Genomic DNA, 23,713 nt, shown 5'->3' on the forward strand with positions numbered 1-23,713 from the left:
GTCGTACGTACGCTCCAGGCCCGAGCGGCCCACCTGGTCCGAGCGCAGGTACGGCGAGAGGGTGTCCTGCGCCTTGGTGATCTCCTCGTCGGTGACGGGCGAGAGATAGCCGAGCACCTGCGAGGTGTTGGCGAGACCGGGCGCGGCGTAGCGGCGGACGGCCGTGGGCTCCGCGGTGATGCCGGGGAAGTCCTCCGTGCGTTCACGGATCTGGAGGGCCTGCTGGGTGGTGGCCTCGTCGGTCACCGGGATCGGCTGGTAGGGCGACCCGTTCCAACACGGCTGCGGCGTCTTCGCGTCGCACAGCCTGACCTTGTCGGTCACGTCCTTGGGCTTGACCCCGAGGACGTCCGCGAGCCGGGCGAGGACCGCCTTGCCGTCGTCCCGCATCTTCATCAGTTCGGTACGGCTGGCCGAGACGACCAGCCGGGTCTCGTTGTCCGCGAGCGGCACCCCGCGCGTGTCCAGGATCGACCCGCGCACGGCCGGCTCGACCACCTGCTGGACGTGGTTGTTCTTCGCCTCGTCCGTGTACTCCTGGCCGTTGCGCACCTGGAGGTACCAGAGCCGGCCGCCGAGCGTGAGCAGCAGCGAGAACACCAGGACCTGGATGACGATCAGCCGGGTCTTGACCCGGGGCGTCCGGCCCGTCTCCGGGATGTTGCTCACAGCCGTTTCACCCCCTTGATACGGCCCGCTCGGGCGGCCCGGCCGCGCGCGGCCTTCACCCGCAGCCCGCCGCGCTGGCTCCCGATCTTGAGGCCCGTACCGGTGGTGAGCCAGCCGGCCGCGACGTCACCGCCGCCGCCTCCGGCGCTCTGTGCCTCGGAGAGCGGATTGTTGTCGGCGCGTCTGGCCAGCCACATGATGAGCGGGACGGTGAACGGCGCGAGCAGCAGGTCGTAGACGGCCGCGGTGAACAGCAGGCTGCCGAGGCCCACATGGCGGGCCGCGTTGTCCCCGACGAGGGCGCCGACGCCCGCGTACAGCAGGGTCGAGCCGACGGCCGCGCCGACGACCACGGCCATCGGGCCGAGGGCGGACCTGAGCTGGCCGTTCTCGGGGCGGGCCAGGCCCGCCAGGTAGCCGATGACGCAGAGCACCAGCGCGTAGCGTCCCGCGGCGTGGTCGGCGGGCGGGGCCAGGTCCGCGAGCAGCCCCGCGAAGAACCCGATGAGGGCGCCGCCGACATGCCCGTACACGAACGCCAGGGCGAGCACGACGAGGAGCATCAGGTCGGGGACGGCGCCGGGAAGCTGGAGGCGGGCGAGGACGGTCACCTGGATGACCAGGGCTACCACGACCAGCGTGGCCGAGAGCAGCATCCGGTTGAAGCGCATGGGGATCAGCTCTACCTCTGCTCGTCGACAATCTGCCCCGCGTCGGCGCCTGCGGTCGGCGACGGGGTGACCGTGACGGTGACGGTGGGGGTGGGCGTGGGCTTCGGCTTGGCCGGCAGGACGGTGTCCCGCGGGTCCTCCCGGGGCGCCTGGACGACGACGCCGACGATGTCGAGCTTGGTGAAGCCGACGAACGGCCGTACGTACACGGTCCGGGTGAGGTCGCCGCCGGCCGGGTCCACACGTACGACCGTGCCGACCGGGACGCCGGGCACGAAGGGCTTGTCCTTGGCGGAACCGAAGGTCACCAGCCGGTCGCCCGTCCTGACCTTGGCCTTGCCGTTGAGCAGCTGGACGGCGAGCGGGCGGTCGCCCTGCCCGGTGGCGAAGCCCAGTTCGTCGGACTTCTCCATCCGGGTGCCGACGGTGAAGTCCGGGTCGTTGGCGAGCAGGACGGTCGCGGTGCCGGGTCCCACGGTGGTGACGCGGCCGACCAGTCCGTCCCCGTTGAGTACGGTCATGTCCCGCCGGATGCCGTCGTTGGCACCGGCGTCGATGGTCACGGTCCAGGAGAAGCCCTGGGCCGCTCCTATGGCGATGACCTCGGCGCCCTTGATGCCGTACTGCCCGGTGCCCGCCTTCTTGAGCATGTTGTCCAGCTCGCGGACCCGGCTGCGGTTGCGGTCGTCGCTGCCGAGCTTCTGCTTGAGCGCGGTGTTCTCCTGCTGGAGCGCCGCGATGCGGTCGTGGCGCTCGCCGGAGTCCCGTACGGCTCCGATGGCGTTGCCGACCGGGTCGACCGCGGAGGCGACACCGTTCTCGACGGGACCGAAGACGGAGGCGGCTGCCTGCCGCGCGCCGTCGACCGGGGATTCCTCACCCCCGCGGATGTCCACCGTGATCAGTGCGAACGCGATGGCGATCAGCAGCACCAGGAGCAGCCGGCTCTCCTTTGTGTCCCTCACGTGCGGCGGCCGTGCCTTCCTCGTAGGAATGGTTGTGCCTGTGTGTCGACGATCAGCTGGGTCGGTGTTCCGCTTGGTCAACGAGCCGCCGTACGGGGAGAAGCGGGCTCCCGCCACGGGAACCCCCGGACCCGCGAGGGGACCGGGGGCACGCGCGTGTCCGGCGCGGTCTGTTCAGCGGCGCGGCTGGGCGTCCAGGACCTGCTGGAGCGCCTCGAACTCCTCGACGCACTTGCCGGATCCGAGCGCGACGGAGTCCAGCGGGTTCTCGGCGATGTGGATGGGCATGCCGGTCTCCCGGCGCAGTCGCTCGTCGAGGCCGCGCAGGAGGGCGCCGCCACCGGTGAGCACGATCCCGCGGTCCATCACGTCGCCCGACAGCTCGGGCGGGCACTTGTCGAGCGTCGTCTTCACGGCGTCGACGATCGCGTTGACCGGTTCCTCGATGGCCTTGCGCACCTCGGCCGCGGAGATGACCACGGTCTTCGGAAGCCCGGAGACGAGGTCGCGGCCGCGGATCTCGGTGTGCTCGTCCTTGTCGAGGTCGTACGCGGAACCGATGGTGATCTTGATGCTCTCGGCGGTCCGCTCACCGAGGAGGAGGGAGTACTCCTTCTTGATGTGCTGGATGATCGCGTTGTCCAGCTCGTCCCCGGCGACCCGGATGGACTGCGCCGTGACGATCCCGCCGAGCGAGATGACGGCGACCTCCGTGGTGCCACCGCCGATGTCGACGACCATGTTGCCCGTGGCCTCATGGACAGGGAGTCCGGAGCCGATGGCCGCGGCCATGGGCTCTTCGATGATGTGGACCTGGCGTGCGCCCGCCTGGGTGGATGCCTCGATGACCGCACGGCGCTCGACGCCCGTGATGCCCGAGGGCACACAGACGACGACGCGCGGGCGGGCCAGATAGCGGCGCTTGTGGATCTTCAGGATGAAGTACCGCAGCATGCGCTCGGTGATCTCGAAGTCGGCGATGACACCGTCCTTCAGCGGCCGGACGGCAACGATGTTGCCCGGCGTCCGGCCGATCATCTTCTTCGCTTCGGCGCCGACCGCGAGAATGCCGCCCGTGTTGGTGTTGATGGCGACGACGGACGGCTCGTTGAGGACGATCCCCCGGCCTCTGACGTACACCAGCGTGTTGGCGGTCCCGAGGTCGACAGCCATGTCACGGCCGATGAACGACATGTTGTTCCCCATGAGGATGCGTCTGGCCTTCCCGATCCAAGCGTGTGACGGCTTTTCAGGAGGGCGAGGTGGGTGCTGTGGCTTGGAGGGTCATCGTAGTGCCGCCCGCACGCAGACGGCGCGGTGGCCCACCTCAGTAAAGGTGACGATGTTTCGCACCATTGCGTTCCCGGAATCGGCTCTCATATGCCGCAGGGCGACCGAATTCCTTCGGTCGCCCCAGGGCTTCACGGCCGTTTGGCTGACACGCGGTCAGGAAAGTCCGGGGAAGAAAAGCTTCAGTTCCCGAATGGCGGACTCTTCGGAGTCCGAAGCGTGGATGAGATTCTCCCGGACAATCGTGCCGAAGTCCCCCCGGATGGACCCCGGCGCTGCGGCGATCGGGTCAGTCGGCCCGGCGAGGGCGCGTACGCCTTCGATGACCCGCTCGCCCTCGACCACCAGTGCGACGACCGGACCCGAGGCCATGAACGCGACCAGCGGCTCGTAGAAGGGCCGGCCCTTGTGCTCGCCGTAGTGCTGCTCCAGCGTCTCGTGATCGAGCGTGCGCAGCTCCAGCGCGGCGATGGTCCAGCCCGCCTTGCGCTCGATACGGCCGATGATCTCGCCGACCAGTCCGCGGCGGACGGCATCGGGCTTGAGCAGGACGAGCGTACGGCTCACGGTACGGGCTCCTTCGGGTGCGGGATGCGGGTGCTCAGAGGCTACAGGGCGCCCGGCGACCCCCCTTACGCAGCGTCAGCCTCTACCGGGGACTCGGCCGCCTGGGCGGCCCACCGGGCCTTCGTCTCGTCGATGATCCGGCCGTAGTGGACCGACGCCCACCACAGCGCGGTGAATACCGGGCCAAGGACGAACATCGCCGGTACGACCACTCCGCCGGCGATGAGCGCGACGTGGAACGCCCAGCCGAGCGCCACCCCGCCGGGGCGGGTGATCAGTCCGCAGAGCAGAACGGACAGGAGCATCGCGACCCCGCAGACCGTCCAGACCGTTCCCGTCGACAGATCGCCCGACTTCATCGCGACCAGTCCGGCAAATCCGATGACGAAGAATTCAGCGATCAGAGTGGACGCACACAGCGTACGCATCGAATTCAGCGCCTTCCCAGAAGCAGCCGGGCCTCGCCCACCGTGATGACGGAACCCGTCACCAGAACACCGGCCCCGGCGAACTCCCCGTCGTCCTCGGCGAGCGTGATCGCCGCCTCCAGCGCGTCGTCCAGCCGCGCCTCGACCACCACCCGCTCGTCGCCGAACACCTCGACGGCGACGGCGGCCAGCTCGTCCACGTCCATCGCGCGATGGCTGGAGTTCTGGGTCACCACCAGCTCCGTACAGATCGGCTCCAGCGCTTCGAGCACCCCGCGCACGTCCTTGCCCTCGCTCGACCCGACCACCCCGATGAGCCGGCTGAACCCGAACGACTCGGTGATGCCGTCGGCCGCCGCCCGCGCGCCCGCCGGGTTGTGCGCCGCGTCCAGCACCACCGTGGGCGAGCTCCGCATCACCTCCAGGCGACCCGGCGAGGAGACCGACGCGAACGCCTTGCGGACCGTGTCCATGTCCAGCGGACGCGCGTGCTCCGCGCCGACCCCGAAGAACGCCTCCACGGCCGTCAGCGCCACCGCCGCGTTGTGCGCCTGGTGGGCCCCGTACAGCGGGAGGAACACCTGCTCGTACTCGCCTCCGAGGCCGCGCAGCGTCAGCAGCTGCCCGCCGACGGCGACCTCCCGGGCGACGATCCCGAACTCCAGGCCCTCGCGGGCCACGGTCGCGTCGACCTCGGCGGCCTTCTTGAGCATCACCTGCGCCGCGTCGACCGGCTGCTGCGCCAGGACGACCGTCGCGCCCGCCTTGATGATCCCGGACTTCTCCACGGCGATCTCGCCGGGCGTCGACCCGAGCCGGTCCGTGTGGTCCAGGTCGACGGGGGTGACGACGGCCACCGACGCGTCGATGACGTTCGTCGCGTCCCAGCTGCCGCCCATGCCGACCTCGATGACCGCCACGTCCACCGGCGCGTCCGCGAACGCGGCGTACGCCATGCCCGTCAGCACCTCGAAGAACGACAGCCGGTGCTCCTGCGCCGCGTCGACCATCTCGACGAACGCCTTGATGTCGTCGTACGTCTCCACGAAACGCTCGGCCGGGATCGGCTCGCCGTCCAGGCTGATCCGCTCGGTGACGGACTGGACGTGCGGGCTCGTGTACCGGCCGGTCCGCAGCTCGAAGGCGCCGAGCAGCGCCTCGATCATGCGGGCCGTGGACGTCTTGCCGTTGGTGCCGGTGATGTGGATCGTCGGGTACGCGCGCTGGGGGTCGCCCAGCACGTCCATCAGGGCCTCGATCCGGGCCAGCGAGGGGTCGAGCTTCGTCTCCCCCCACCGCCCGGCGAGCTCCTGCTCGACGGCGCGCAGCGCCTGGTCCACCTCGGGGTCCTCGGGGCGGGAGGGCACCTCGTCACCCCGGCGCGGCCCGGCCTGGGCGCGCAGGGTGCGGCTGCCCGCCTCGATCACCGCGAGGTCGGGGTCTCGGTCTGTCTCGGCGCCGACGATCTCGTCGAATTCGTCGTACTCGCCGGGCTGGTCGGAAGGACGGTGCTCACTCACACGGCCAGTCTACGGAGCGCGCCGTCCCCGTCCGCCGGACGGGCCGTTTTCGGCCCTCCGGCGGACGGGAACAGGGTTGCGCTCAGCCCTGCGGCAGGCCCGCGATCTGCGCGGTGATCCGCTCGATGTCCGTCTCGGCCTTGGCCAGGCGCGTACGGATCTTGTCCACGACGTTGTCCGGCGCCTTCGCCAGGAACGCCTCGTTGCCGAGCTTCGCCGTCGCCTGCGCCTTCTCCTTCTCGGCCGCGCCCAGGTCCTTCGTCAGCCGCTTGTGCTCGGCCTCGACGTCGATCGTCCCGGACAGGTCGAGAGCCACCGTCGTGCCCGCGACCGGCAGGGTGGCGGTGGCGTGGAACCCGTCGCCCTCCGGCTGGAGCCGGAGGACCTGGCGGATGGCCGCCTCGTGCGCGGCCAGGGACGTACCGGACAGGTCGAGGCGGGCCGGGACCTTCTGGCCGGGCTGGAGGCCCTGGTCGGCGCGGAAGCGGCGGACCTCGGTGATCACCTGCTGGAGGTGCTCGATCTCCCGCTCGGCGTCCTGGTCACGGAACCCGCTGTCGGCCGGCCAGTCGGCGATGACGACCGACTCCTTGCTGGTAAGGGTCGTCCACAGCGTCTCGGTGACGAAGGGGACGACGGGGTGGAGGAGGCGCAGGGTCACGTCCAGGACCTCACCGAGGACCCGGCCGGAGACCTTGGCCTGCTCGCCGCCGTCGAAGAAGGTGGTCTTGGACAGCTCGACGTACCAGTCGAAGACCTCGTCCCACGCGAAGTGGAACAGGGTGTCCGAGAGCTTCGCGAACTGGTAGTCGTCGTAGTACGCGTCGACCTGGGCGACCGTCTCGCCGAGCCGCGACAGGATCCAGCGGTCGGTGGCCGACATCTGTTCGGGCGCGGGCAGCGGGCCGTCGACCGTCGCGCCGTTCATCATCGCGAAGCGGGTGGCGTTCCAGATCTTGTTGGCGAAGTTGCGGGAGCCCTGGACCCAGTCCTCGCCGATCGGCACGTCGACGCCGGGGTTCGCACCGCGCGCGAGCGTGAAACGGACCGCGTCGGAGCCGTACTTGTCCATCCAGTCCAGCGGATTGACCGCGTTGCCGAAGGACTTGGACATCTTCTTGCCGAACTGGTCACGGACCATGCCGTGCAGGGCGATGGTGTGGAACGGCGGGGTGCCGTCCATCGCGTACAGGCCGAACAGCATCATCCGGGCGACCCAGAAGAAGAGGATGTCGTAGCCCGTGACCAGGACCGAGTTCGGGTAGAACTTCTCCAGGCTCGGGGTCTGTTCGGGCCAGCCGAGTGTCGAGAACGGCCAGAGGGCGGACGAGAACCAGGTGTCCAGGACGTCGGTGTCCTGGCTCCAGCCCTCACCCGTCGGCGGCTCCTCGTCCGGGCCGACACAGACCGTCTCACCGTCCGGGCCGTGCCAGACCGGGATCCGGTGGCCCCACCACAACTGCCGGGAGATGTTCCAGTCCCTGAGGTCGTCGACCCAGGCGAAGTAGCGGGACTCCATCTCCTTCGGGTGGATCGTGACACGTCCGTCGCGGACCGCGTCACCGGCCGCCTTGGCGAGGGTGGCGACCTTGACCCACCACTGGAGGGAGAGCCGGGGCTCGACGGTCGTCTTGCAGCGCGAGCAGTGGCCGACGGAGTGGACGTACGGACGTTTCTCCGCGACGATCCGGCCGTCCGCGCGCAGGGCCGCGACGATGGCGGAACGCGCCTCGAACCGGTCGAGTCCCTGGAAGGGCCCGGGGACGGTGATGACGGCCCGCTCGTCCATGACCGTGATGTTCGGCAGGTCGTGCCGCCGGCCGATCTCGAAGTCGTTCGGGTCGTGGGCCGGGGTGACCTTGACCGCGCCGGTGCCGAACTCGGGGTCGACGTGGGTGTCGGCGACGACCGGGATCGTACGGTCGGTCAGCGGCAGCCTGATCCGCTCGCCGACGAGGTGCGCGTACCGCTCGTCGTCCGGGTGGACCGCGACGGCCGTGTCACCGAGCATCGTCTCGGCGCGGGTGGTCGCGACCACCAGGGTCTCCTCGCCCTCGCCGTACGTGATGGAGACCAGCTCGCCGTCGTCGTCCTGGTACTCGACCTCGATGTCGGAGATCGCGGTGAGGCAGCGCGGACACCAGTTGATGATCCGCTCGGCGCGGTAGATCAGCCCGTCGTCGAACAGCCGCTTGAAGATGGTCTGGACGGCCTCGGACAGCCCCTCGTCCATCGTGAACCGCTCACGGGACCAGGCGACACCGTCACCGAGCCGCCGCATCTGCCCGGAGATCTGGCCGCCGGACTCTTCCTTCCACTGCCAGACCCGCTCGACGAACGCCTCACGGCCCAGGTCCTGCCGGGACTTGCCCTCTTTCGCGAGCTCGCGTTCGACGACGTTCTGCGTGGCGATACCGGCGTGGTCCATGCCGGGCTGCCACAGCGTCTCGTACCCCTGCATCCGCTTACGGCGGGTCAGGGCGTCGATGATCGTGTGCTCGAAGGCGTGCCCGAGGTGCAGGCTGCCCGTGACGTTCGGCGGCGGGATGACGATCGTGTACGGAGGCTTGTCGCTCTTCGCGTCCGCCTCGAAGTAACCGCGATCTACCCAGCGCTCGTACAGTTTCCCCTCCACCTCGGCCGGCGCGTACTGGGTCGGCAGTTCGGGGGTGCTGGCTGGCTGCGGGTGCTGAGCGTTCTCGGTCACGGGCCCAGTTTAGAGGTGTCACGGCCCTGTCCTGAAACGAGATGTTCCGTAACGGTGCCGCCCCCGGCGATCCCCAGGGGTGACCCTTCCGTCAGGATGTTCGCATCGCATAAAGCATCTGGAGGGGACAGATCACATGAGCTACAACCAGCCGGGCCCGTACGGTGGGCAGCAGCCTCAGCAGCCAGGGCCGTACGGTCAGCCGGGTCCCTACGGCCAGCAGCCGCCGCAGGGTCCGCCGCAGCCCGGCTACGGTTACCCGCAGCAGCCCGGGGTCCCTCCGCAGGGCCAGCCCCAGCCGGGGTACGGCTACCCCCAGCAGCCGGGCCAGCAGCAGCCCGGACCGTACGGGCAGCCCGGACAGCAGCCGGGGCCGTACGGGCAGCAGCAGCCGCAGCAGCCTCCGTACGGCGGCGGCCCCTTCCCGCCCCCTCCGGGCCCCGCGCCCAAGAAGCGGACCGGGCTGATCATCGGGGTAGTCGTGGTGGCTCTCGCGGTGATAGCCGGTGGCGCGTACTTCGTGACGCGGGACGGCGGCGAGGGCGGCGGCTCCGTCGCCGACGACGGCGCGCACAAGCTCAGCGCCCCGGAGACCGTGATCGGCGGTACGTACAAGAAGGACAAGGCCCAGAGCGCCGACACCGGCATGAGCGAGAGCGACCTCAAGGACGCCGAGAAGTGGGGTGTCAAGAACGCCAAGGACGCCAGCGCCAGTTACAAGTCGGGGGACGAGGCGAACCCGCTGGCCGGCAAGGTGCTGACCTTCAGCGGCGCCTACGGTCAGATCGCCGACCCGGAGAAGACCGTCGACGCGATGTTCGCGTACCTGAAGACGCAGTCCGAGAAGGACGCGGACACCAGCTCCATCGGCACACTCGTCGGCAGCCCCGAGGCGTTCACGCCGGCCGGGCTCGACAACGCGGTCATGAAGTGCCAGGAGATCAAGGTGAAGACCGACGACTCGGGCGCCGCCGCCGGCGGGCCCGCGGAGATCTCCTTCCCGATGTGCATCTGGGGCGACCACAGCACGGTCGCCTCCGTCACCTACGTCGAGGTGGCGAACGCCGTGAGCGGCAAGAGCGCGCCGCTCCAGGACGCCGCCGCCATCGCCGCCAAGCTGCGCAACGACGTGCGCGTCAAGCTCTGACGGACGTCCGCCACATGACAGGGGCGCCCGAGCCGGTGTGAACCGGCCGGGCGCCCCTGTCGTGTACCGGGTGGCCGCGTCTGGGCCTCGGTCGTTACGCGGACTTCTCGTGGCGGCCGTCGTTCTTGACGATGCGCGGCTCGCGCGGGACCAGCGTCGGGTTCACGTGCGAGAGGACCACGTCCTCCGTGATGACCACCCGCGCCACGTCCTTGCGGGACGGCACGTCGTACATCACCGACTGGAGGACCTCTTCCATGATGGCGCGCAACCCGCGCGCGCCCGTGCCGCGCAGGATCGCCTGGTCGGCGATCGCCTCCAGCGACGGGCGGTCGAAGTCCAGCTCGACGCCGTCGAGTTCGAAGAGGCGCTGGTACTGCTTCACCAGCGCGTTGCGCGGCTCGACCAGGATCTGGAGGAGCGCCTCGCGGTCCAGGTTGTGCACCGACGTCAGGACCGGGAGGCGGCCGATGAATTCGGGGATCATCCCGAACTTCACCAGGTCCTCCGGCATGACCTCCTGGAACTGGTCGCTCGCCTCGATCTCGCGCTTCGAGCGGATCGTGGCACCGAAGCCGATGCCCTTCGCGCCGGCCCGCGACTCGATGATCCGCTCCAGGCCCGAGAACGCGCCGCCCACGATGAACAGGACGTTCGTGGTGTCGATCTGGATGAATTCCTGGTGAGGGTGCTTACGGCCGCCCTGCGGCGGGACCGAGGCCGTCGTGCCCTCCAGGATCTTCAACAGGGCCTGCTGGACGCCCTCGCCCGAGACGTCACGCGTGATCGACGGGTTCTCGCTCTTGCGGGCGACCTTGTCGATCTCGTCGATGTAGATGATCCCGGTCTCGGCCTTCTTGACGTCGTAGTCCGCCGCCTGGATCAGCTTGAGCAGGATGTTCTCGACGTCCTCGCCGACGTAGCCGGCCTCCGTCAGCGCCGTCGCGTCGGCGATGGCGAACGGGACGTTCAGCATGCGCGCCAGCGTCTGGGCGAGCAGCGTCTTGCCGGAGCCCGTGGGGCCCAGCAGCAGGATGTTGGACTTCGCGAGCTCGATCGCGTCGTCACGGCCCGCCCCGCCGCCGTTCTCCCCGGCCTGGACGCGCTTGTAGTGGTTGTAGACCGCCACCGAGAGGGCCTTCTTCGCGGGCTCCTGCCCGACGACGTACCCCTCCAGGAACTCGTAGATCTCGCGAGGCTTGGGCAGTTCCTCCCACCGCACCTCGGAGGTCTCCGCCAGCTCCTCCTCGATGATCTCGTTGCAGAGGTCGATGCACTCGTCGCAGATGTAGACACCGGGACCTGCGATGAGCTTCTTCACCTGCTTCTGGCTCTTCCCGCAGAACGAGCACTTGAGCAGGTCGCCGCCATCACCGATGCGTGCCACGAGGTGCTTCCCCTTCGCCTGGGAGCAGCTTGGTTCAGCGGCTCCTGTGCCTCATATCCGACGGTACCTTGCCCGGGCCCCCGTTCGGGCCCCCCTTGGCGCGGTTCACAAGGTCGTGGGACTCCGCCGTACCGTGAGCGGTGTCCGGTCGTGACCCGTGCGACCCGCGCCGAGGGCGCCGGGAGCCTCAGGCGGCCGCAGCGGCGGCCGTCGTCTTGCGGGTCGACACGATCTGGTCGACCAGGCCGTACGCGAGTGCGTCGTCGGCGGTGAGGATCTTGTCGCGCTCGATGTCGTCGCGGACCTTCTCGATCGGCGTCGTCGAGTGCTTGGCCAGCATGTCCTCCAGCTGCGCGCGCATCCGGAGGATTTCGTTGGCCGCGATCTCCAGGTCGGAGAGCTGCTCGCGGCCGGTCTGGCTGGACGGCTGGTGGATCAGCACGCGCGCGTTCGGGAGGGCCAGTCGCTTGCCGGGGGTGCCGGCGGCGAGCAGCACGGCGGCGGCGGAGGCGGCCTGTCCCATGCACACGGTCTGGATGTCGGGCTTCACGAACTGCATCGTGTCGTAGATGGCCGTGAGGGCCGTCATCGAGCCGCCGGGGCTGTTGATGTAGATCGAGATGTCGCGGTCCGGGTCCATCGACTCCAGGCACAGGAGCTGCGCCATGACGTCGTTGGCGGACGCGTCGTCGATCTGCACGCCGAGGAAGATCACGCGCTCCTCGAAGAGCTTCGCGTACGGGTCGTACTCACGCACGCCCTGCGAGGTGCGCTCCACGAAGCGCGGGATGACGTAGCGGTTGTCCACCTGCGGGCCGGTGTACAGGCCGGACGCGGTGTAGCTCGCGGGATTGTTGTTCATGTGGGTGTTCACCATCCTGATGGCATTCGCTGGGCGGGGCTGCGGGGGCTGTTCGGTCGGCCGATCCGGGGCTGTGGTGCTCAGGCCCCGGTGCCGCCGCCGCCCGGAACACCCGAGGCAACGGAGATGATCTCGTCGATGATGCCGTAGGCCACGGCTTCCTCGGCGGTGAACCAGCGGTCGCGGTCACCGTCGCGGATGATCGTCTCTTCGGTCTGGCCGGTGTGGCGGGCCGTGATCTCGGCCATGCGCTTCTTCGTACGGAGGAGCTGCTGGGCCTGGATCTTGATGTCGGAGGCGGTGCCCCCGAGGCCCGCGGACCCCTGGTGCATGAGGATGTCCGTGTTGGGCAGCGCGAAGCGCTTGCCGGCCGTGCCGCCGGTCAGCAGGAACTGGCCCATGGAGGCCGCCATGCCCATGCCGATGGTCACCACGTCGTTGGGGATGTACTGCATGGTGTCGTAGACGGCCATGCCGGCCGTCACGGATCCACCCGGGCTGTTGATGTAGAGGTAGATGTCCTTCTCGGGCTCGGCCGCGAGGAGGAGGAGCTGCGCCGTGATCTTGTTGGCGATGTCGTCGTCGACCTGCTGGCCGAGGAAGATGATCCGCTCTCCGAGCAGCCGGCTGTAGACCTGGTCGCCGAGGCCACCACCGAGGGACGGCTCACCGGCGGCGTAAGGCATCAGATTCGTCACGTATCCACCTGCTCGTCTCTGACGGCTGCGGCCGTCTCAGCGTCTTCGTTCCGAGGGTCGGGGGACTCCCCTGCCCTCGTATTCATGGACCCTAACGCGCTGGTCGGCGAGGGCCATCCCGCTTCCGTGACTGTTCGCTGGGAGCGCAAGGCAGTTGGGGCTCCGTACGGCCCTCTGAGGGCCTGGGGGACGCCCGGGCCCTCGCGGGTGCCTCCGGGGTCGTCCGGGGGCCTTCAGGGGCGCTCAGGGGCGGGCGGCGGTGGGTGTCCGCCCGGCGGAAGGGGCGGGCCCCGGGCGCGTGTCGCGTCCGGGGCCCGTCCTCACGTGCGGCCTGCGGGGCGGATCAGGCGTCGGTCTTGTCGGCCTTCTCGGCCTTGCCCTCGTCGTCGCCCTGGGCGGCGGCGTCCTCGGCCGGGGCGGCGGCCGCCTCGACCGTCTCGCCGGTCTCGTCTTCCTCGTCGTCGTCCAGCTCGACGGTCTCACCGTTGGTGTCGACCACCTTCGCCGACTCGACCACCACGGCGAGCGCCTTGCCGCGGGCGACCTCGCCGACGAGCATCGGCACCTGGCCGCCTTCGACGACCGCCTGGGCGAACTGGTCCGGGGACATGCCGGAGGACTGGGCGCGGCGCATGAGGTGCTCGGTGAGCTCCTCCTGGCTGACGTTCAGCTTCTCCTTGTTCACCAGCTCGTCGAGGATGAACTGGGTCTTGATGCCCTTGACCGCCTGCTCCTTGGTCTCCTCCTCGAACTCCTCCTCGGTCTTGCCCTGGATCTCCAGGTACTTCGCGAGGTCGAGGCCCATCTGACCGAGCTGGTGGTGCTCCAGGTTGTGCTTGCGGGTGTTGATCTCGTCCGCGAGCAGCTTCTCCGGGATCGGCACCTCGGCGAGCTTGAGCAGCTCTTCGAGGACCCGCTCCTGGGCCTGGGTGGCCTGGTCGTACTGCTTCATGCTCTCGAGGCGCTTGCGGCTGTCCGCCTTGAGCTCGTCGAGGGTGTCGAACTCGCTCGCCGTCTGGGCGAAGTCGTCGTCCAGCTCGGGCAGCTCGCGGGCGGAGACCGTGAGGACCTTGACGGTGACCTCGGCGGGCTGGCCCTCGGCGGCGCCGCCCTTCAACTCGGAGGTGAAGGTGGCCTCGCCGCCGGCCTCCAGGCCGATGACGGCCTCGTCGATGCCGTCGAGCAGCTCGCCGGAACCGATGGTGTACGACACGTCGCTGGCGACGCCGTCCGGCAGCACCTCGCCGTCGACCTTGGCCTCCAGGTCGATCGACACGACGTCGCCCTGGGCGGCGGCGCGCTCGACCACGTTGGTCGTCGCGAAGCGGTCGCGGAGCTGCTCGACCGACTTGTCGACGTCCTCGTCGGTGACCTCGACCGCGTCCACGGTGACCTCGATGCCGGAGTAGTCCGGGATCTCGATCTCGGGGCGGATGTCCACCTCGGCGGTGAAGGACAGCAGCTCGCCGTCCTTGAGCTCGGTGATGTCGACCTCGGGCTGGCCGAGGACGTTCAGTTCACCTTCGTTGACGGCCTCGGTGTAGAACTTCGGGAGGGCGTCGTTGACGGCCTCCTCCAGCACAGCACCACGGCCGAACCGCTGGTCGATGACCCGGGCCGGGATCTTGCCCTTGCGGAAGCCCTTCACCGTGACCTGCTGGTTGATCTTCTTGTACGCCGCGTCGAGGCTGTCCTTGAGCTCCTCGAAGGGCACCTCGACTGTGAGCCGAACCCGAGTCGGGTTCAGGGTCTCCACGGCGCTCTTCACGGTTCGGTCTCCTTGGTGGCTGATTCTGGGGTTCTGCTGCCTCCGCCGCACTCGCGGCGGCCACAGCGGATTCGGCCCGGCTTCGTCAGATCCTTCAGAGACTCTTCAGACACACAGGCACGCAGCTTGCATAGTAACCGCATGCGGGAAGGCCCCCACAACGCGATCTTGTCGTGCTGGTCCGTGCGATCGGGCCACGGGCGGTCGGGCTACTGGTCGGGGTGGCCGGATTCGAACCGACGACCTTCCGCTCCCAAAGCGGACGCGCTACCAAGCTGCGCCACACCCCGTTGGTGCGACACGTAGGGTACATGCCCGAAGGCGCTCCGTTCGCCCTTTCCGGCCGGGGTGACGGGAAGGTGACCGGGACGGGTGGCCGGGGGAGGCGGCCGGGAGGGGTGCGCCGCACCGGCGCCAAGTGATGTGCGGGGAGCGGCGGTGACCCGCTACGATGCTGTTCGTGCCGCGGTCACCCGACCGGCGGCGCTCGCTGTGCGGGCGTAGCTCAATGGTAGAGCCCTAGTCTTCCAAACTAGCTACGCGGGTTCGATTCCCGTCGCCCGCTCCACAGCTTCGGCCCGACCCGTGTGCGCAAGCCACCGGTCGGGCCGTTCGCGTTCACGTTTGCCGCGTGGTTCGGCGTCGGGACGTCGGGGCGGCGGTCAGAACGTGATGTTGCTGATCGTGTCCGCTATCGAGTTGAGCGTCCGGTTCACCGCCGGCGCCATGTTCGTGGACGCGAGGAAGAAGCCGAACAGCACGGCGACGACCGCCGGTCCGCCCTTGAGGGAGCCGCCTCGGATCAGCACCACGAGGATGATCGCCAACAGCACCACCACAGACAGTGAAATGGCCACAACTGATCACACCCTCCGTCGGTCCGCCTCGCGCTTCGACCATCGTGCCATCAACGGCCTTGTTGATGTTGCCCCGTGACGAAACATCGACGTCAAGTTCTCGCCAATCGCGCGCCCCGCGCGCCGGAGCGTGCCCAACTCCGCCACGCCCGGCGGGAGATGAATACCCGTGTGAATTCGATCCGACACCCGGGCGTGCGCACATTTAATCCACAGCTCATTTTCACGTCACTCGCGGACCGCTCACGGAGTGGATCAGTGGGCAATTGACCGAGCGTCAACCCGGTCCCGGCGGAGTCGATCAAGGTCGCCCCTATGCCCCCTTTAACGCCGATTAATTGGGGCATAAAGGGCGGTTGTCGGTGGTGTCTGACGTGCGCGCATTCCCGTCCCCGGGCCGGTCGGGAAGGTTTTACGAATCGCTTTGCGCGCGGCTAGGGTGCCGCAGATGTTCCAGGCTCCCCGCGGTTATGACAGGACCCCACTCCCTCGGACCCCTCCGGCACCAGAGCCGAACTCCCCCACCGGAACCAATGCTTCCGCTGTGGCCGACACGCCGAGACCCGCCCAGCGGGACGCGTTCTTCGACAACGCCAAGTACCTGGCCATCGTGCTCGTGGCCGTCGCGCACGCCTGGGAACCGGTCATGGACGGCAGCCGCGCCACCAAGGCGCTGTATCTGGTCGTCTACGCCTTCCACATGCCGGCCTTCGTCATCGTGTCCGGGTACTTCTCCCGGAGCTTCACCGCGCGCCCGGACCAGGTCAGGCGGCTGCTGACCGGCACAGCCGTGCCGTACGTCGTGTTCGAGGTGGGCTACTCGCTGTTCAAGCGCTATGCGGACGACACGCCGGGCCACCCCGTCAGCCTGCTGGATCCCTGGTACCTCACCTGGTTCCTGGCCGCGCTGTTCGTCTGGCGGCTCACCGCGCCGGTCTGGCGCGTGCTGCGCCACCCGCTGCCGGTCGCGCTCGTGATCGCGTCACTGGCGTCGCTGGCGCCCGGTATCGGCGACGACCTCAACCTCCAGCGCGTGTTGCAGTTCCTGCCGTACTTCGTGCTGGGCATGAGCCTGCGGCCGGAGCACTTCCGGCTGGTACGGCGGCCCGAGGTGCGGGCGTTGGCGGTGCCGCTGTTCGCGGGTGCGCTGGTGTTCGCGTACGCCGTGGCGCCCCGGATGCGGACCGGCTGGCTCTACCACAGCACCAGCGCCCAGCAACAGGGCGGCCCGTGGTGGTCGGGGCCCGTGATGACGCTCGTCCTCTTCGGCTGCTCGGTGGTGCTGTCGGCCGGCTTCCTGGCCTGGGTGCCCCGGCGCGGGACGTGGTTCACGGTGCTGGGCGCGGGCACGATCTGCGGTTATCTGCTGCACGGGTTCCTGGTCAAGGGCGCGGTGTTCGCCGGGGTCTTCGCCACGTACCCCTGGCTGTCCGATCCGGCCGGGGAGGTGGTCGTGTCGCTGGTGGCGGCCGTGGCGGTGACCCTGCTGTGCACTCCCCCGGTACGGCGGCTGTTCCGCTTCGCCGTGGAGCCGGAGATGGCGTGGGCGTTCCGCCGGGACGTCGTGGCGGCGGGCGGTGCGGGCCCGGTGAGTGGGAGGGCCGCCGCTCCTACCGCGTCAGGCCGAGCAGGTGTCGTACGGTCGCGTACTTCTCGGTGAGCCGGGTCCTGGTCGGCTCGTCCAGTACGGCGAGCCGGGCCGGGTCGGCGTTGTGCGCGAGGTCGGACTCCTTGACGACGAGGGCGCCGGGCGTGGCCAGGATCCGTGCGGTGTACGTACGGAGGTCCTCGCCCGTCACCTTCGTGAGCGCGAGGACCATGTCCTTGACCGGCCGGGGCAGCGGGGCGGCGGCGAGCCACTCCCGTGACAGCGCGTCGTCCTCGACCGCGTCGTGGAGCCAGGCGGCGGCGATCTGTTCGTCGGAGCCGCCCCTGGCGCGTACCCCTTCCGCGACCGCGCTGAGGTGCTCGGTGTAGGGGCGGCCCGCTTTGTCGGTCTGGGTGGCGTGGGCCTCGCGGGCGAGGGTTTCGACCTCGGCCAGGGTCAGGTGCGGCATGGCCGGACTGTACCGGCCGTGCCCCGCCGCCGGGCAGGTCTCAGGCCGCCGCCCCCGTGTGAGAGAAGGCCGGTGCGGTGAGGGAGGTCATGCGGGCGGCGATGCGGGCCGCGTCGGCGCGGGGCAGGCTGTCCGCGATCAGGCCGTCGGCGAGGAAGAGGACGCGGTCGGCGTAGGCGGCGGCTGCCGGGTCGTGGGTGACCATGACCACCGTCGCGCCGAGGGAGTCGACGGCCGTGCGCAGGAGTGACAGGATCTCGGCCGCCGTGGCGGTGTCGAGGGCGCCGGTCGGCTCGTCGGCGAAGACGACGTCCGGCTGGTTGACGAGGGCGCGCGCGATGGCGACGCGCTGCTGCTGGCCGCCGGAGAGTTCGGCGGGGCGGCGCCTGGTCTTGTCGGCGAGGCCGAGCCGGCCGAGGATCTCGGCGGTACGGCGCCGGTCGGGGCGGTGTCCCGCGAGGCGCGTGGGCAGCTCGATGTTCTGGCCGACGGTCAGCGCGGGCAGCAGGTTGAACGCCTGGAAGACGAAGCCCAGGCGGGTACGGCGCAGTTCGGTGAGCCGGGTCTCGTTCATGCCGGTGATCTTCGTGCCGCCGAGCCGTACGGAGCCGGTCGTGGGGTGGTCGAGACCGGCCGCGCACTGGAGGAACGTGGACTTGCCGGAGCCCGAGGGGCCCATGACGGCGGTGAAGCTGCCGCGCGGGAGGGCGAGGTCGATGCCCCGCAGGGCGTGGACGGCGGCGGGGCCGCGTCCGTACTGACGGCGTACGTCGCGGAGTTCGACGGCGATGCCGCGCGTCCCGCCGCCGGGGTGGGCGCCGCCCGGGTAGGTGCCCGCGCCGAGGCCGCCCTCGTCGTCGTGCCGGGTGCGTGTGCGTCGTAATCCCATGGTGTCCGCCTTCTCCCGTCCGTACCGCCGACCGCCGGTCACTGCCCTCCTGACGCTAGTGACCGGGGGTGGGGGCGGCCATGGCGGTGCCCGGCGGACCGGGGGTGGGGGTAGCCCTACCGGGACGCCGCCGGGGTGGAGAAAGTTGCTTGTTAAACTCTTTGGTAAAGTAATTACTGACGCTTCCTTGACCTTCTCTTGACCCAAGCCGACGGAGGAAAGCCCATCGGACACGCGGAGACCCTCATCGCCATGGGCGGCGCATTTCTCGCCGCCGCCCTGCTCGCCCGCCTCGGCAGCCGCATCGAGCTGCCGACGATCCCCCTGTTCATCCTGGCCGGGATCCTCCTCGGCCCGCACACCCCCGGCATCGTGCTCGTCTCCGACCCGCACGACCTGGAGATGCTCTCGGCCCTCGGCCTGGTCCTGCTGCTCTTCTACCTGGGCCTGGAGTTCCATCTGGACGACCTCAGGGCGGGCGGCCGGAAGATGGCCCTTGCCGGGGGCGCGTACCTGGCGCTGAACGTCGGCGCGGGGCTGGGCTTCGGCTTCGCGCTGGGCTGGGGGACGTCCGAGGCGCTCGTGCTCGCCGGGGTGCTCGGCATCTCGTCGTCCGCGATCGTCACCAAGGTCCTGGTCGACCTGGGCCGGATCGGCAACCCGGAGACGAAGCCGATCCTGGGCATCATCGTGGTCGAGGACATCTTCCTGGCGCTCTATCTGGCGGCGCTCCAGCCGATCCTGTCCGGCGCGGACAGCGTGCGGGCCGCGCTGCTGGACGGCGGGAAGGCCTTCGGGTTCCTGCTGCTGCTCGCGCTGGCGGCGCGGTTCGGGACGAAGGTGGTGGGGCGGCTCATCGACACGAAGGACGACGAGCTGCTCGTCATCTCCTTCCTGGGCGCGGCCGTGTTCGTGGCGGGGGTCTCGGAGTGGTTCGGGGTCGCGGACGCCATCGGCGCGTTCATGGTGGGTCTGATGCTGGGCAGTACGTCGTCGGGCGAGCGGATCCGGAAGCTGGTCCACCCGCTGCGGGACGCGTTCGGGGCGATCTTCTTCTTCGCGTTCGGCCTGTCGATCGACCCGGGCGATCTGCCGACGGTGCTGTGGCCGGTGCTGGCGGCGGTGGCGGTGACGCTGGTGATGAACGTGATCGCGGGGCTGGTGGCGGCCCGGATCAACGGCTTCGGCGCGGGGCCGGCGGCGAACATCTCCACGACGCTGCTGGCGCGCGGCGAATTCGCCCTGATCCTGGCGACGATGGCGGCGGGGGCCGCGCTGGACGAGCGGCTGGCGCCGTTCATCGCGGGCTATGTGCTGGTCCTGGCGGTCCTCGGGCCGCTGGCCGCGGGCCGGTCGCACTGGCTGGCGCGGCTGCTGCCGGGCGGGCGGGCGCCCGGGGCGGCGGGCGGGAGCGGCGGATCGGTGACGGTGCGGGAGAAGGAGCCGGTGGGCTGAGGCGGGGCCCCCTGGTGGCCGGGGGTGCGGGCGGTGCGGTACGACTGGTCCGCAGCGATCACGCCACGGTGATCGGGGGGATCACAGGAGGCACGCGTGTCACGTCCGGTCACCATCGTCACCGGGGGCAGTCGGGGCATCGGCGCGGCGACGTGCGTCCGGCTGGCGGCCGACGGGCACGATCTGGCCCTCGGGTACGTCAGTGACGGCGCCGCCGCCGAGTCGACGGCGCTCGCCGTGCGGGCGGCGGGGGCGCGGTGTGTCACCGTACGCGCGGACACCGCCGACGAGGCGGACGTGGAGCGGCTTTTCGACGTCACCGCGGCCACGCTCGGGCCGGTGAACAACCTGGTCAACAACGCCGGGGTGACGGGCCCGCTGGGCCGCCTCGCCGACTCGCGCACCGCCGACCTGCGGCGGGTGCTGGAGGTGAACCTCCTGGGCTACCTGCTGTGTTGCCGCAGGGCGGCCCGGGACATGGGGGCGCTCGGCTCGGGCGCGATCGTCAACGTCTCGTCCACCGCGGCCGGGCTGGGCAGCCCCGGGGAGTACGTCCACTACGCGGCGACGAAGGCGGCCACGGACTCCCTGACGGTCGGCCTGGCGAAGGAACTGGGCCCCGAGGGGATCCGCGTCAACGCGGTCGCGCCCGGCATCATCAACACCGGGATGCACGCGACGATGGGCGACCCCGACCGCCCCGCCAAGGCGGCCCCCACGATCCCCCTGGGCCGCCCGGGCGAACCCCACGAAATCGCCGCCGCCATCACCTGGCTCCTCTCCCCCGACGCCTCGTACACGACGGGGACGGTGCTACGGGTGTCGGGCGGGCGGTAGGAGAGCCATGGGCGAGGAACAACCGTACCGGCGGCATCGGTTACGCCGTCGGCGCCGCCCACCGGGGGCAGGGGCGTACGTACACGCTGGTCACCCGGGTGCGTGATGGCCCCGCCCGTGTCGTCCGACCTCCTGGGTCACCGGCGGGTGCGGTCCCGGACGCGCCAGGCCTGGTAGAGGAGGTACGCGCCCACCAGGACCACCAGGGCGCCCAGGAAGGCGTACTGGCTCTTGCCCGACATGCCCGAGCCGCTCACCGCGCCCGTGCCCTGGGCTATCCAGAGGGCTCCCAGCACGCACAGAATGACCCCACCGACTCCGCGAACCACCATGTTCTGTTCCATTCCGAGTTGCCCGGTCCGCGCGGGTGCGCGTGACCGCCCCAGCTTCGCCCCTCGGAGCCGCCGCGGAGGCCGGGAAAGTCTTACGGAAGGGGAACGTCATGCCTCGCGGCAGATCAGCAGCAGCGCCCGGTCGTCGTTGACGTCCTTCGCCACCGCCTCGATCAGATGCCACGCCGCCCCCTCGAACCCGCCCGCCACATAGCGGTCGGCCTCGCCGGTCAGGCGGTCGATCCCCTCCGCGAGATCGCGGCCCGGGGCCTCCACCAGACCGTCGGTGAACAACATCAGGACGTCACCCGGCCGCAACGAGCCCTTCACCGGGTCGAACTGCGCCGCGTCGTAGACACCGAGCAGCGGACCCTCCCCGGACATCTCGTCCCAGCGACCGCTGCCCGCGTGCAGCTGGAGGGCCGGCAGGTGACCCGCGGAGAGCAGTTCGTAGTCGCCGGAGTCCAGATCGAGGACCAGGTGGATGGAGGTCGCGAAGCCCTCGTCCCAGTCCTGGCGGAGCAGATAGCCGTTGGCCGCCGGGAGGAAGCCGTGCGGAGGGAGCGAGCCGAGCAGGCCGCCGAAGGCCCCGGACAGCAGCAGCGCCCGCGAGCCCGCGTCCATCCCCTTGCCGGACACGTCCGTGAGGACCACTTCCAGCGTGCGCCCGCCGTGCGTACGGGCCGCGACGACGAAGTCCCCCGAGAAGGACTGCCCGCCCGCCGGGCGCAGCGCCATCTCGTGGTGCCAGCCCTTCGGCAGCTGCGGCAGCGCGCTCTGCACGCGGATGCGTTCGCGCAGGTCGAAGAGCATCGTCCCGCCGCGCCGCCACGGCACCCCGACCCGCGCCCTGAACTGGGCGATCAGCAGGCCGAAGAGCCCGCAAGCCGCGACGACCAGCACCACGCCGGGGGTGACCCGGCCGGTGCCTTCCGTGTACGGGCCGAGGACGACCGACTCGACGATCAGCGCGGTGGCCGCGGCGGCGTACAGACCGAGCAGGCTGGCGGGCCGCAGCAGCAGACCGCCGGCCACGATGGGCAGGACGAGGGTGGAGGGCGCGCACCAGACCGGGACCGCGACGGTGACGGCGGCGATGACCGGAACGGTGAGCAACAGCCCCGCGAGGGCGATCCAGTCGGACCCGTCGCCGCGGAAATAGTCGACCCCTGATTTGCGCAGGGCGATACGGCCCCGGTGCAGCGTTCTGCGCATCCGGGCCGTGAAGGAGTCCGTTCTCGCGTTACCGGCCATTGTTGTGGACCCTATCCATCCGCCTGCCCCACGTGCAGGGGGACCCCTGTGACATTGTGTTCGAAATCGGGTCGCCCGATCGTCGTACCCCTGCTACTCATGGCATATGACGACTGATCTGCGCGAGCTGGTGCCGGCCGACTGGGACCGCTGGTTCAAGGTGTTCGAACACGTCTTCGGCGGTGTCACCAAGACGTCCCAGGAACGTGTCCTGTGGAGAGATCTCAGCGAGTTCGAGCGCTTCGTCGGCGCCTGGGACGAGGACGAGTGCGTCGCGACGGCGGGGGCGTTCCGCTTCGGTCTCACGGTGCCGGGCGGCGCGCGCGTGGACGCGGCGGGGGTCACGATGGTGAGCGTGGCGCCGACGCACCGGCGGCGCGGGCTGCTCTCGGCGATGATGCGGCGCCAGCTGGACGACGTACGGGCGTGGGGCGAGCCGCTCGCGGTGCTGACGGCGTCGGAGCCGCCGATCTACGGCCGGTTCGGGTACGCGGCGGCGACGCAGGAGCTGTCCGCGGAGATCGACACGGCACGGGTACGGATCGAGCCTGCCGCCGCCGGGGACGCGAGCCGGATCCGGCTGCGGCAGGTCAGGCCGAACGACCCCGCCGTACAGGCCGCGTGCGAGAAGATCTACGCCGCGCAGGTCCCGGTACGGCCCGGCATGATCGCCCGCGCTCCCGGCTGGGAGCGGCTGCCCTTCGTCAACGGCGAGCGCGAGCAGGACGGGATGTCGCCGCTCCAGTGTGTGCTGGTGGAGCGGGACGGCGAGGTGGCGGGCTTCACCCTCTACCGCGTGAAGCCGGAGTGGGACCGCTCGGGTCCGAAGGGCACGGTCGAGCTGCGTGAGCTGTACGCGCGGGACGCGGAGGCGTACGGCGCACTCTGGCGTTTCCTCTTCGGCATCGACCTGACCTCCACGATCCGGGCGCGCAACCGGCCCCTGGACGACCCGTTCCAGCACCTGGTCTCGGACGTGCGGCGCTGCGGGCTCCAGCTCAGGGACGCGCTGTACGTACGGCTGGTGGAGGTGGGCGCGGCGCTGGAGGCACGGACGTACCGGACGCCCGTGGACGTGGTGGTGGAGGTCGAGGACACCTTCTGCCCCTGGAACGAGGGGCGTTGGCGGCTGACCGGCGACCCGAAGGGCGCGTCCTGCGTCCGCACGGCGGACCAGGCCGATCTGGCGTTGTCGGTACGGGAGTTGGGCGCGGCCTATCTGGGCGGGGTGTCGCTGGTCTCGCTGGCGGGCGCGGGCCGGGTGACCGAACTGCGCCCGGGCGCGCTGGCGGAGGCGTCGACGGCCTTCGGCTCGGACGTCGCCCCGTGGCTGCCGCACGGTTTCTGACACGC

At 70.1% G+C, this 23,713-nt stretch carries 21 protein-coding genes, 2 tRNA genes and 1 pseudogene; 6 read left to right on the forward strand and 18 right to left on the reverse strand.

All coding sequences use genetic code 11. The features are described from left to right. From GT042_RS27715 to GT042_RS27750, 8 genes and pseudogenes are all read right to left on the reverse strand, one after another. A pseudogene (locus GT042_RS27715) lies at positions 1-669 on the reverse strand (penicillin-binding protein 2); the annotation flags it as partial. Continuing rightward, on the reverse strand, positions 666-1,340 hold the full coding sequence (gene mreD / locus GT042_RS27720) for a rod shape-determining protein MreD (RefSeq protein WP_161311451.1): 675 nt from the start codon (positions 1,338-1,340) through the stop codon (positions 666-668). The gene mreD and the pseudogene GT042_RS27715, both read right to left, overlap by 4 nt. 11 nt (positions 1,341-1,351) lie before the next feature. After that, positions 1,352-2,305: a rod shape-determining protein MreC gene (gene mreC, locus GT042_RS27725; RefSeq protein ID WP_161311452.1), complete on the reverse strand. Its 954-nt coding sequence runs from the start codon at positions 2,303-2,305 to the stop codon at positions 1,352-1,354. Positions 2,306-2,479: 174 nt separating this feature from the next. Further along, positions 2,480-3,499 carry a rod shape-determining protein gene (locus tag GT042_RS27730; RefSeq protein WP_041996374.1) on the reverse strand — a complete coding sequence of 340 codons (1,020 nt, stop codon included), beginning with the start codon at positions 3,497-3,499 and terminating at the stop codon, positions 2,480-2,482. Positions 3,500-3,751: 252 nt separating this feature from the next. After that, on the reverse strand, positions 3,752-4,162 hold the full coding sequence (gene ndk, locus GT042_RS27735) for a nucleoside-diphosphate kinase (RefSeq protein ID WP_161311453.1): 411 nt from the start codon (positions 4,160-4,162) through the stop codon (positions 3,752-3,754). Between the two features lie 65 nt (positions 4,163-4,227). Continuing rightward, positions 4,228-4,590 carry a DUF4233 domain-containing protein gene (locus GT042_RS27740; protein WP_161311454.1) on the reverse strand — a complete coding sequence of 121 codons (363 nt, stop codon included), beginning with the start codon at positions 4,588-4,590 and terminating at the stop codon, positions 4,228-4,230. A 5-nt stretch (positions 4,591-4,595) separates the two neighbouring features. Then, positions 4,596-6,110, reverse strand: a complete 1,515-nt coding sequence (locus GT042_RS27745; RefSeq protein ID WP_161311455.1) for a folylpolyglutamate synthase/dihydrofolate synthase family protein — start codon at positions 6,108-6,110, stop codon at positions 4,596-4,598. A gap of 82 nt (positions 6,111-6,192) precedes the next feature. Then, positions 6,193-8,817, reverse strand: coding sequence for a valine--tRNA ligase (locus GT042_RS27750; RefSeq protein ID WP_161311456.1), 2,625 nt, complete (start codon positions 8,815-8,817; stop codon positions 6,193-6,195). A gap of 136 nt (positions 8,818-8,953) precedes the next feature. On the opposite strand from GT042_RS27750, the gene GT042_RS27755 reads away from it, so the two are divergent. Next, the gene (locus tag GT042_RS27755; protein WP_161311457.1) at positions 8,954-9,964 is read left to right on the forward strand and encodes a hypothetical protein; all 1,011 of its coding nucleotides are present in this window, start codon (positions 8,954-8,956) and stop codon (positions 9,962-9,964) included. 94 nt (positions 9,965-10,058) lie between these two features. Here GT042_RS27755 and clpX read toward each other — a convergent pair whose 3' ends face one another. The 5 genes from clpX to GT042_RS27780 form a co-directional block, all read right to left on the reverse strand. Further along, positions 10,059-11,351: an ATP-dependent Clp protease ATP-binding subunit ClpX gene (gene clpX, locus GT042_RS27760; protein ID WP_161311458.1), complete on the reverse strand. Its 1,293-nt coding sequence runs from the start codon at positions 11,349-11,351 to the stop codon at positions 10,059-10,061. Between the two features lie 187 nt (positions 11,352-11,538). Then, positions 11,539-12,228 carry an ATP-dependent Clp protease proteolytic subunit gene (locus GT042_RS27765; RefSeq protein ID WP_161311459.1) on the reverse strand — a complete coding sequence of 230 codons (690 nt, stop codon included), beginning with the start codon at positions 12,226-12,228 and terminating at the stop codon, positions 11,539-11,541. A gap of 65 nt (positions 12,229-12,293) precedes the next feature. Continuing rightward, positions 12,294-12,899 (reverse strand): ATP-dependent Clp protease proteolytic subunit, encoded by a 606-nt coding sequence (locus GT042_RS27770; protein ID WP_167037468.1) that lies wholly within the window; start codon positions 12,897-12,899, stop codon positions 12,294-12,296. Between the two features lie 355 nt (positions 12,900-13,254). Next, positions 13,255-14,679, reverse strand: a complete 1,425-nt coding sequence (tig, locus tag GT042_RS27775; RefSeq protein WP_161311461.1) for a trigger factor — start codon at positions 14,677-14,679, stop codon at positions 13,255-13,257. Between the two features lie 213 nt (positions 14,680-14,892). Continuing rightward, positions 14,893-14,969 (reverse strand) — tRNA-Pro (locus GT042_RS27780). Between the two features lie 204 nt (positions 14,970-15,173). On the opposite strand from GT042_RS27780, the gene GT042_RS27785 reads away from it, so the two are divergent. Beyond that, positions 15,174-15,247: transfer RNA gene (locus GT042_RS27785), tRNA-Gly, on the forward strand. A 94-nt stretch (positions 15,248-15,341) separates the two neighbouring features. Here the strand turns inward: GT042_RS27785 and GT042_RS27790 are convergent. Next, entirely contained in the window at positions 15,342-15,536 is a 195-nt protein-coding gene (locus tag GT042_RS27790; protein ID WP_161311462.1) for a hypothetical protein, read from the reverse strand. A gap of 448 nt (positions 15,537-15,984) precedes the next feature. On the opposite strand from GT042_RS27790, the gene GT042_RS27795 reads away from it, so the two are divergent. Continuing rightward, positions 15,985-17,196: an acyltransferase family protein gene (locus tag GT042_RS27795; protein WP_237531273.1), complete on the forward strand. Its 1,212-nt coding sequence runs from the start codon at positions 15,985-15,987 to the stop codon at positions 17,194-17,196. On the opposite strand, the gene GT042_RS27800 is transcribed toward GT042_RS27795, so the two are convergent. Beyond that, positions 17,147-17,593 (reverse strand): HD domain-containing protein, encoded by a 447-nt coding sequence (locus tag GT042_RS27800; protein ID WP_161311464.1) that lies wholly within the window; start codon positions 17,591-17,593, stop codon positions 17,147-17,149. The genes GT042_RS27795 and GT042_RS27800 overlap by 50 nt on opposite strands. 40 nt (positions 17,594-17,633) lie before the next feature. Continuing rightward, positions 17,634-18,482 carry an ABC transporter ATP-binding protein gene (locus GT042_RS27805; protein WP_161311465.1) on the reverse strand — a complete coding sequence of 283 codons (849 nt, stop codon included), beginning with the start codon at positions 18,480-18,482 and terminating at the stop codon, positions 17,634-17,636. Positions 18,483-18,734: 252 nt separating this feature from the next. Between GT042_RS27805 and GT042_RS27810 the strand changes: the two genes are divergently transcribed. Continuing rightward, positions 18,735-19,937 carry a cation:proton antiporter gene (locus tag GT042_RS27810; protein ID WP_161311466.1) on the forward strand — a complete coding sequence of 401 codons (1,203 nt, stop codon included), beginning with the start codon at positions 18,735-18,737 and terminating at the stop codon, positions 19,935-19,937. Between the two features lie 96 nt (positions 19,938-20,033). Further along, a complete protein-coding gene (locus GT042_RS27815) occupies positions 20,034-20,774 on the forward strand; it encodes an SDR family oxidoreductase (protein ID WP_161311467.1) in 741 nt (246 codons plus the stop codon). Between the two features lie 137 nt (positions 20,775-20,911). Here the strand turns inward: GT042_RS27815 and GT042_RS27820 are convergent, their stop codons facing one another. After that, positions 20,912-21,106, reverse strand: a complete 195-nt coding sequence (locus tag GT042_RS27820) for a hypothetical protein (protein ID WP_161311468.1) — start codon at positions 21,104-21,106, stop codon at positions 20,912-20,914. 108 nt (positions 21,107-21,214) lie between these two features. Further along, a complete protein-coding gene (locus GT042_RS27825) occupies positions 21,215-22,360 on the reverse strand; it encodes a PP2C family protein-serine/threonine phosphatase (protein ID WP_161311469.1) in 1,146 nt (381 codons plus the stop codon). A gap of 106 nt (positions 22,361-22,466) precedes the next feature. On the opposite strand from GT042_RS27825, the gene GT042_RS27830 reads away from it, so the two are divergent. Further along, positions 22,467-23,708: a GNAT family N-acetyltransferase gene (locus GT042_RS27830; RefSeq protein WP_161311470.1), complete on the forward strand. Its 1,242-nt coding sequence runs from the start codon at positions 22,467-22,469 to the stop codon at positions 23,706-23,708. Positions 23,709-23,713 lie beyond the last annotated feature (5 nt).

Source organism: Streptomyces sp. SID3212 (assembly GCF_009865405.1).
Lineage (GTDB): Bacteria > Actinomycetota > Actinomycetes > Streptomycetales > Streptomycetaceae > Streptomyces.